The sequence below is a fragment of the Porcincola sp. LCP21S3_C12 genome, assembly GCF_052118625.1.
Lineage (GTDB): Bacteria > Bacillota > Clostridia > Lachnospirales > Lachnospiraceae > Porcincola.
The window spans coordinates 81,527-90,457 of the sequence record NZ_JBQKGW010000012.1 but is presented as its reverse complement, the minus strand read 5'-3'; the positions used below and the strand labels follow the sequence as shown (position 1 = coordinate 90,457).

The window sequence follows — 8,931 nt, the reverse complement described above, 5'->3', positions numbered from 1 at the left end:
CTTAAATGCAAAGATAAACAGCAATAGTTAAAATATCTTTGCATTCATTATAACATATATGATGATAAAAACCATATTTTATAGCGTCATTTAATTAATCAGCAGACACTATTTAGAAATAACTGATTTATATATAAAAGGTTGCTTTCTGGTTACAAGATCTTGGATGAAACCTTCGAGAAGAAAAACAGCTAATAAAAATGAGCACGATCCAACCTACATTTTGTAAATTAGATCGTGCTCTTTCTGCATCAAATTATTCGGATGTCATAGGACGCGAAGGACTGCGTCTCGTCTAATGGATAACCGCAGATTAATCCGAAATCGGATTGACACCTGCATGCTCCATTTTTTAACATTCAGCGCTTCTATGTTGTTGTTTGATCTTTTTCCACCGTCCCACATCCAATAAAAGTAGGCTCCTGTCGGAACGGCATGCAGGTAAGAAAAAACAAGTCCCGTCAGGAAACAGAGTACCGCAACGACCATTTTCTTTCGCTTTGAATGACTCACAACTTCTATAAGAATGTCATAGAACGCGGTCTGCTCCACCAGTCAGATGATCGCAGTGCTCTCCTATTAACTTTTCCATCCATATCATGTCATACCACCGACCAAACTTATAACCACACTTGTGAAATATACCTGCCTTCGAGTAGCCCATATGCTCATGAAACTCAGCGCTGTTTTTTGTCAGATACTCATCTTCACCGTCCGGATACGCAATACAGGCATACAGATTCTGAATTCCCATTGCCTTCAGCTTTTCCTCCAAGGCTTCATAGAGCATACGTCCCAAGCCGCTTTTTCGCGAATCATGTGCGATATAGATCGTCGTTTCTGCGGACCAGTCATACGCCGCTCTGTCCTTGAAGACTCCTGCATAGGCATATCCCTCTATACGGCCATCCACTGCAGCTACCAGATAAGGGTATCGTTTCATGGTATGTTCGATCCTTGCAGTGAACTCCTCTAACGATGGCGTCTCATACTCAAAGGTGATGGCAGTATTCCGGACGTAATAGTCATATATTTCCAAAAGGCGATTTGCGTCTGATGGTTTAGCATAACGGATTTCTGTCATCTTCCCTCCTCGACTGCCCGTTCCCCTCAGGTTGAAGTTCCTAGTTGCCACGTGACACCCCCTGTTATTTCATCGAAAAGACTGCCCACAACCCGGCAATCAAAACTGCGGATGCGGAAGAAGCCCTTAGGAACATCCATGATAATCGCAAACCACTTGCGAGTGTCCGGATGCCGCATGACTGGAAAAGTCGGAGCGGTCGGTAAAGGATACTCCTCTGCAACGTTATCCATCTTCTGCCCCACTGCCTTTTACTTTTTTTGTATCTCCATACAGCTCTTTTTCGTATTTAAACCCCCAGTTCATGATCGCATAGAATACGGGAAGCAGGTCTCTCCCCATTTTCGTCAGGGAATACTCCACATGCGGTGGAATCTCATTGAATTGCTTTCTGGTTATCAGACCGTCGTCTTCAAGTTCCCGAAGTCCCTTGGTAAGCATTGTATTTGTAATGCCCGGAAGATCCTTCTTCAGCTGTCCGAATCTGACCGTGTCATAGATGCACATCTCATACATAAGCTGTGATTTCCATCTGCCCTGCAGCATTACCAGAAGCGGAGTGACAGGACAGTGCCCGTCCTCCGTTACAATTCCCCTCTTAATATTTTCCAGGTACTCAGGATAGGTCATATACTCTGCAGATTTTTCTTTTTTTATTCCTGTCATGGTTATTCCCTTCGGAATTATTCTGTCCGCTTTCGTCCTCTATATATATTGCCCAGTAATGCTTTCATCGTTCTCTTTGATTTCGTCCGGTACCCCGCAGGCAACGATCCTGCCGCCTTCCTTTCCACCGCCCGGTCCCATGTCAATGATGTAATCGGCATTCTTTATGACATCAAGGTCATGCTCAATGACAACGACAGTTGCTCCGTGATCAATCAAAGTCTGAAAAACAAGCAGCAGCGTCTTCACATCCTGCGGATGCAGACCGATTGTCGGTTCATCAAAAACGAATACCGAGTCACTCTGACCCTTCCCCATCTCGCTGGCAAGTTTCAGTCGCTGCGCTTCGCCGCCGGAAAGTCCCGGTGTTTCCTCGCCGAGGGTCAGATAGCCAAGCCCCAGGTCGTGCAGCACCTGCAGGCGCTGCTGCAGGAGTTTAAGTCCACCGAGGGCATGGAGCACCTGATCCACACTCATATTCATAAGTTCCGGCAGGCTGTATTCATTTCCGTCCTTTGCCTTCCTGCGGATGTCAAAGGCATCTCTGCTGTACCGGGAACCCCGGCACTCCGGACAGGGAATCTTGACATCGGGCAGGAACTGAACATCCAGCGAGATCTCCCCTGTTCCGTCACAGACCGGACAGCGGAGTTTGCCCGTATTGTAAGAGAAGTCTCCTGCCTTGAAGCAGCGTTCCTTCGCGTCTTTTGTTTTTGCGTATATTTTTCTGAGTTCGTCGTGGACATTGGCATAAGTGGCGACAGTCGAGCGCACATTGATACCGATCGGCGTCGCGTCGATCAGTTTGACCTGTGTGATGCCTTCCGCTTTGATGCTTTTCACATGTCCCGGCAGCTTCTGGCCGCTGACCTTTGCCCTGAGTGCCGGAATCAGGCTTTCGAGCACCATCGTCGTCTTGCCGGAACCGGAAACACCCGTCACTACGGTCAGCCTTCCCATCGGGATCCGGACATCCAGCGGATGCACTGTATGAATCATCCTCGTTTCCAGATGTATGATACCTTTCGCAAACATGGAATCCGCCGGCGTAACCGGACGGATTCTTGCTTCATACTGATCGGAAAGGAACGGGCCGATGACAGACTCCGGATTCTTTGAAACGGCTTCGATGTTTCCCTCGGAAATCACCGTTCCACCGTCCGCTCCGGCTCCTTTTCCCATCTCAATCATCCAGTCGGCGTGCTTTAAAACCTGTGTGTCATGGTCAACAATGATGACGGAGTTCCCGTCCGCCCGCAGATCGTCCATCACGCCGGTCAGTCCTTTGAGATTATAGGGGTGCAGGCCGATTGACGGCTCATCGAGAACATAGAGTACGCCGGTCGTACGGTTGCGGACTGCCCTCGCCAGCTGCACACGCTGCCTTTCACCCGTGGAAAGCGTCGAAGCTGCCCGGTCAAGCGACAGATATCCAAGGCCGAGGTCCATCAGCCGCCTGGAGACGTCCATAAAAGATTCACAGATGTTTTCCGCCATCGTACGCATCTCTTCCGGAAGAGATGCCGGAACACCCTGCACCCAGCGGATCAGTTCCGAGAGCGTCATAGCCGCCGCCTCATCCAGACCGATACCCCGAAGCCGCGGCGCGCGGGCGGCCTCCGAAAGCCTTGTACCATGGCAGTCAGGGCAAATACCCTCCTTGAGATATTTTTCGAGACGCTTCATTCCCTTCTCATCCTTCACCTTGGCAAGGGAATTCTTCACGGAATTGACCGCGCTGTAATAATTGAAATCCATCTCTGCCGGTTCCAGCGTATTCGGATTGACGTAATGGATGTGATGTTTTTTCAGCTCACCGTGGTAGACAATTTCCTTCTCCTCCGGCGAGAGGTCGCGGAACGGTACATCTGTCCGCACGCCCATCGTCCGCACAATATCCTTCATAAGCGACCACATGAGTGTTCCCCAGACGACGACCGCGCCTTCATCGATTGTCTTGGAATCATCCGGCACCAGCGCTGCCTCATTCACGGTCTGGATGACTCCCGTTCCGCCACAGGTCTTGCAGGCGCCGGTACTGTTGAAGGCAAGCTCCTCGGCTCCGGGGCCATAGAATTTCGCGCCGCAGACAGGGCAGGTAATTTCCTGCATAGCTGCGACAGAAAGAGACGGCGGGCAGTAATGTCCGTTGGGACAGCGATGGCTTGCAAGCCGTGAAAACATCAGCCGCAGACTATTGAGCAGCTCCGAAAGTGTCCCGAATGTACTGCGGATACCGGGAACTCCGGGACGCTGGCGCAGTGCAAGCGCTGCCGGCACGTACCGGACATCATCCACATCTGCCCGTTCCGCCTGCGTCATCCTCCGGCGCGTGTAGGTAGAGAGTGATTCCAAATATCTGCGGGATCCCTCCGCATACAGCGCGCCAAGTGCAAGCGAGGATTTTCCCGAGCCGGAAACCCCGGCAATCGCTACGATCTCATGCAGCGGAATATTGACATCAATGTTTTTCAGGTTGTGAACCTTTGCACCGCGCACCTCGATGTACTTGGGCAGTATCTTCCTCTGTCTGATTTCACTGGACATAACAATGGCCTCTTTGCCTTTCCGGTTCCTGCTTTTGATTCATGATAGTTGTTTCGTTCTTAGTATATATATCGTACTGTATTATAAATTTATATCAAGTACGCAGATTTTTCTAACATAGTATCATGCGCGATACCATGGCAAAAACATCTGTATCATGTAAGTATCATCGGAAATCGGAATCGTGCTTCTGTAGATATTCCTGCCTGGACAGATTTTTTGTGCTTGGACTTGCGCTCGGTTTTCCAGCGCGCTCTGCAGATGTGCGAATCGCACAGTATGAATCCGGAACCAGAACGCCAAAGGACGATCGGATCGCCCAGATGGCAACGATCGAGATCGACGGAGAGCTCTGCATCCGGCTGAACAGACAACGCCCGGATTACGTCGATCTGCTTGAAATGATGGACGACTGGTATACAGCATGGAACCATGATCAGGATGATCCCTCCTCTCCGGATGAGTACACAGACCGAAAGCTCAATTACCCGTATCCGATGAAGCGCAGGAAATAAAGACACAAAAAGAACACTGCCCGGCTTACGTTCTGTAAATCAGACAGTGCTCTTTCTGTATAGAATCATTCAGATGTCAGAGATTATTGCCAGAAGCTAAACATTTTGGCTTTCAGTCCGCATAAAATAAGGCTTTTTACGCTCGGCCGATCATTCGAATTCTTCGATTGAAAAGGGGTTAGAGGCCCATAGATCCTATATCAGCGTCTAAAACAGTTCACTTCTGAACTGTTCTCTTCTGATTCATGAATTTACGGATGATTTGAATGTCATTTTATTGTCACGAGTGACAATATCATTATGCCGTGGATTGTCGTCCATTGCAAGCGATTTTGCAAACGGTCTCCGCCTCTGTGTCAAAAAAATATCGTCAATATAAAAGACAACAATGGCCTACTCGCAAATTTCACCTCTTGCTACCACTTGCATATCACGATATCTTCCAATCCGGGGCGTGGTAAAAAGCGTTCGGTGAAACGGTGAACTGCTCCCCATGACACTTTTAACTTGCTGAGCTCAATCATTTTTCACCTAAAAGATGGCGGAAGCCCTGTATTTTGGTGTGCTCCCCGTCAAGTAGACAACTGAAAAAGATAAAATCCTTTCCTGCCCGGTTGCCCAGCCGGGCAGTTGCCTATGCTGCCTGCAGTAACATCTTTTCATGGAACTCTTTCGGGGTCAGGACTCCTAAATTCCGCTGAACTCGTATGTTGGTGTAGTAATCCATGTATTCGTTGATAGCCTTAACAAGTTCTTCTCTGGTTCGGAATTTTCTGCCGTAATACATTTCCCTCTTCATAATGCCCCAGAAGCCTTCCATGGGTCCATTGTCGATACAGTGGGCTACCCTCGACATGCTCTGCGTCATTCCGGCGTCTATGATCTTCTGGCGGAATTCTTTAGATGTATATTGGTACCCGCGATCGGAATGAAAAAGCGGTTTCGCTCCGGAATTAGCTTCAAGTGCTTTATCGAATGTATCGAATACAAGAGTATTGTCATTACGGTCGCCGCATACATAAGAGACTGGACGTTTATCGCAAAGATCCAGGATTGCACTGAGATATACTTTTCCTTTAGCATCATTGTTTCCAGCGCCATATTTGAATTCGCTCACATCGGTTACCCACTTTTCATTAAGATGATCAGCATGGAATTCGCGGTTCAATACATTCTCTGCGATGTAGACAGGATCAGCGGCAGGCTTTGTACAACAGTTATATCTGTGCCTGATGATTGATTGAACTCTTTTTTTTCGGCAAATTCTGAGAACCCTCTTGTCACTGACATTGATATCATGATCATGGGCCAATGTATCACGGATCCTTCTGTATCCCATGTCAGGATGCTCCCCGTGTATCTCCATGATCTTGTCAGCTATCCGTTTGTTAAGAGCATCATTCTGGCTGTCAGGGTTGTTCATCCATTTATAATAAGCCCCACGATTGACATGCCCAATCATGCACAGCTGACATAATGAGTATTCAGAATGCTCTTTCCGCAGTTCCTTTATTACAATGTAGATATCAAGACGTCTGGTTCGCCGTAGCGTCACCTCCTCTCGACTGCATCGAGTTTTTTTAAGAAGTCGATCTCCATCTGCTGCTGTTTAGTTTTCGCTTTCAAAACACGGTTTTCAGCCTGAAGCTTCTCCAGTTCATTGAGTTCTTCTTCAGGCTTTTTATGCCCGCGCCTGTCGTACAAACCTTCAATGCCCTTGGACTGATACTTCTGTACCCAAGAATACACCTGGTTGTAAGAGCAGTTGTATTCGTTGGCAGCAAGCGCATAGTTGTATGAGTTGGCAGTGCAATACTCAACAATGGCGATCCTCTCCTCCAGAGAGGTCTTCCTGCCTTTATTATTTTTAACCATGAGTGATTCTCCTTTTGGCCTGGAATCAGTTAACTCCTCATGATTATTATACTGTCTGATCCACTTCAGGAGAGTGGATTCAGATAGAATATCGTATTTCCTGGCGACCACATCGAGGGAACCTTCACCTGCATAGTAAGCAGCTATAACCTTCTTCTTGAAATCGGCTGTGTATTGACGCTGCATGGAATTGTGCTTCTCCAGGCTTTCTTCCCCACGAGCCCTATAGTTGGCGCACCAATTACCTGCTGTTCCGAAGGAAAGGCCATACTTCTTATCTACAGAGTAGAAGGTAGTTCCCGCTTCACATTCTTTTACGCACTGTAGTTTGAACTCTTTTGAATATTTCTTGTAATGTCGAGACATTGAAATGCTCCTCCTATGGTGGATTTTGGTTATTTCCATTGTCTACCATAGGGGGAGCATATCATTTTCAACGTTTTCTGGTGGGTGCTTTAACTTGCTCTTAACTTGCTCTTGCAATCTCAGAGTGTGAACTATCCCCACTGATTCCAGTAAATACGCATCTCTATTTCGTGTTGTGTGGTCTCTCTTTGAAGCTACTGCCTTACGTATGATTAAAGCTGGGAAATATGGGAAAGAAGAAATATCTGAGATGACAGGTGTCAGCCTCAAAAGGGTTGGCGAGTTGATTCGGCAGGAAAAGGAAGAAAAGAAAAATCCGGTCATGGCCTGAGCTATGAGTAAGACAGATCCCACCAGCAGGAAAACGAATTTCCCTCTGGTGGGATCTTTGCATTAGATTGTGGCTGCCTTTTCAGCTTTCATCTTTTCAACAGTCTTCTCTACATCGAGCCTTGCGAGAATGAGAAGAACCAGGAAGTTGAAGATCAGCGGGAGCCAGAGATACATGATGCCGAGCATCTGAATTGTGCTGGCAGGCTGTGTGGCAACACCACCCTTGATGTATCCGGAGAGTTCCAGGAGCCATCCGGAAAGCGCAACACCAATACCACCGCCAACCTTTGTTCCAAAGGACGTGCAGGAATACATGGTTCCTTCTACACGCTTTCCATCTTTGAGGTATGTATATTCAGAGCAGGTGGCAATCAGAGCGTTCATGTCACCTTGAAGCGGACTCATACCAACCGCGGCCAGGGCTGTGAAAACGAGCATCAGTGGGACACTGCCGAGATAACCAGCAACAAGGACACCAAGTCTTCCCAGAGTGCCCAGTATGTATCCGTATTTGTTTAGCCGGTACATCCCCTTGAACCTTGTGACCAACATGGGAGTAAACAGCAGGCCGAGGATCATCGGTATGTTGATCGTCCAGGAGAATACCCCGAGAAGGTTTGCGTTGTGCAGCACATAGGTCATGTAATAGATTCCCATGTTCAATGTTGCAGAATAGATCTGCATAAGAAGATAAGCGCCGCAGATCATAATAAAATATTTATTGTGGATCAGGATCTTGAAAACTTCCTTGAAGGAATACTTTTCATTCTGATTATTTGCGATCGGTATAGCTTCTTCACTCTCTGTATCCATTACCGGAGGCTCATAGTCTTCGGATTGGGCAGTGGAATCCTCTGCCAGTTCTTCGGGCGAAAGCTCTTTCACTGAGAAAACAGAGATGGTATTGCTGATAACACCGATTATCGCGTAGATGATCGCAACTGTCCTCCAGGCAGCGGCGTCTCCTCCCAGAGAATTGACCCATGCCACCGTGATCGTCTGAATCAGCATACTGGTGCCAAAAGCAAACATGAAACGGATTGATCCCATCTGGACGCGCTCATGATTGTTCTTGGTAATCAATGCTGTCAGTGCAGAGTAAGCGATGTTGTTGGCGGTATAGAAACCTGCATTCAGCACAGTGTAGGTGATAAAGAACCATGCATACTTTGAAAAATCCGACATATCCGCCGGAATACTGAAGATGGCGACCAGGCAGACGGCGCATCCGAAGTATCCATAGAACATCCAGGGACGTGCTTTACCCATCTTTGTATGCGTTTTGTCGATCAATGCACCGAACAGCAGATCACTGGCTCCGTCGAATACTTTTGATACCGCAATCAGTGTCCCGACAACTCCTGAACTTAAGCCGGCCGTATCGGTCAGGAAGATCATGACAAAGGCAGACAGCAGGGCATATACGACATTGCCGGCAATATCTCCCGATCCATAACCGATCTTGTTGTACCATTTCAGGTATTTCTTTTCTTCCATTGTGGTTCCCCTTTCTTCCCGCATTCTTGCGGAAATGTGCAGCTACTT

7 protein-coding genes are annotated in these 8,931 nt (G+C 47.7%); 1 reads left to right on the top strand and 6 read right to left on the bottom strand.

What is annotated here, in order from left to right:
• Positions 1 to 529: 529 nt before the first annotated feature.
• The 3 genes from ACTQ1N_RS07995 to ACTQ1N_RS07985 form a co-directional block, all read right to left on the bottom strand.
• Positions 530 to 1,084, bottom strand: a complete 555-nt coding sequence (locus ACTQ1N_RS07995) for a GNAT family N-acetyltransferase (RefSeq protein WP_441956248.1) — start codon at positions 1,082 to 1,084, stop codon at positions 530 to 532.
• A gap of 225 nt (positions 1,085 to 1,309) precedes the next feature.
• Complete coding sequence (locus ACTQ1N_RS07990) at positions 1,310 to 1,750, bottom strand: winged helix-turn-helix transcriptional regulator (protein ID WP_441956247.1); 441 nt, start codon at positions 1,748 to 1,750, stop codon at positions 1,310 to 1,312.
• 39 nt (positions 1,751 to 1,789) lie between these two features.
• Entirely contained in the window at positions 1,790 to 4,297 is a 2,508-nt protein-coding gene (locus ACTQ1N_RS07985; protein WP_441956246.1) for an excinuclease ABC subunit UvrA, read from the bottom strand.
• Between the two features lie 221 nt (positions 4,298 to 4,518).
• Here ACTQ1N_RS07985 and ACTQ1N_RS07980 point away from each other — a divergent pair, with 221 nt between their 5' ends.
• Positions 4,519 to 4,812 (top strand): hypothetical protein, encoded by a 294-nt coding sequence (locus ACTQ1N_RS07980; protein WP_441956245.1) that lies wholly within the window; start codon positions 4,519 to 4,521, stop codon positions 4,810 to 4,812.
• A 634-nt stretch (positions 4,813 to 5,446) separates the two neighbouring features.
• Here ACTQ1N_RS07980 and ACTQ1N_RS07975 read toward each other — a convergent pair.
• The 3 genes from ACTQ1N_RS07975 to ACTQ1N_RS07965 all read right to left on the bottom strand — a co-directional run bounded on the left by ACTQ1N_RS07975 (position 5,447) and on the right by ACTQ1N_RS07965 (position 8,883).
• Positions 5,447 to 6,367 (bottom strand): IS3 family transposase, encoded by a 921-nt coding sequence (locus ACTQ1N_RS07975; protein ID WP_441956244.1) that lies wholly within the window; start codon positions 6,365 to 6,367, stop codon positions 5,447 to 5,449.
• Complete coding sequence (locus ACTQ1N_RS07970) at positions 6,364 to 7,053, bottom strand: transposase (protein ID WP_441956243.1); 690 nt, start codon at positions 7,051 to 7,053, stop codon at positions 6,364 to 6,366. The genes ACTQ1N_RS07975 and ACTQ1N_RS07970 overlap by 4 nt, the downstream gene beginning before the upstream one ends.
• Before the next feature lie 393 nt (positions 7,054 to 7,446).
• Entirely contained in the window at positions 7,447 to 8,883 is a 1,437-nt protein-coding gene (locus tag ACTQ1N_RS07965) for an MFS transporter (protein ID WP_441956242.1), read from the bottom strand.
• Positions 8,884 to 8,931 lie beyond the last annotated feature (48 nt).

What these genes read in the sequence shown, in the direction of transcription:
- ACTQ1N_RS07995 (WP_441956248.1), bottom strand. Translation starts at nt 1,084, where the DNA reads ATGACAGAAATCCGTTATGCTAAACCATCAGACGCAAATCGCCTTTTG.
- ACTQ1N_RS07990 (WP_441956247.1), bottom strand. Translation starts at nt 1,750, where the DNA reads ATGACAGGAATAAAAAAAGAAAAATCTGCAGAGTATATGACCTATCCT.
- ACTQ1N_RS07985 (WP_441956246.1), bottom strand. Translation starts at nt 4,297, where the DNA reads ATGTCCAGTGAAATCAGACAGAGGAAGATACTGCCCAAGTACATCGAG.
- ACTQ1N_RS07970 (WP_441956243.1), bottom strand. Translation starts at nt 7,053, where the DNA reads ATGTCTCGACATTACAAGAAATATTCAAAAGAGTTCAAACTACAGTGC.
- ACTQ1N_RS07965 (WP_441956242.1), bottom strand. Translation starts at nt 8,883, where the DNA reads ATGGAAGAAAAGAAATACCTGAAATGGTACAACAAGATCGGTTATGGA.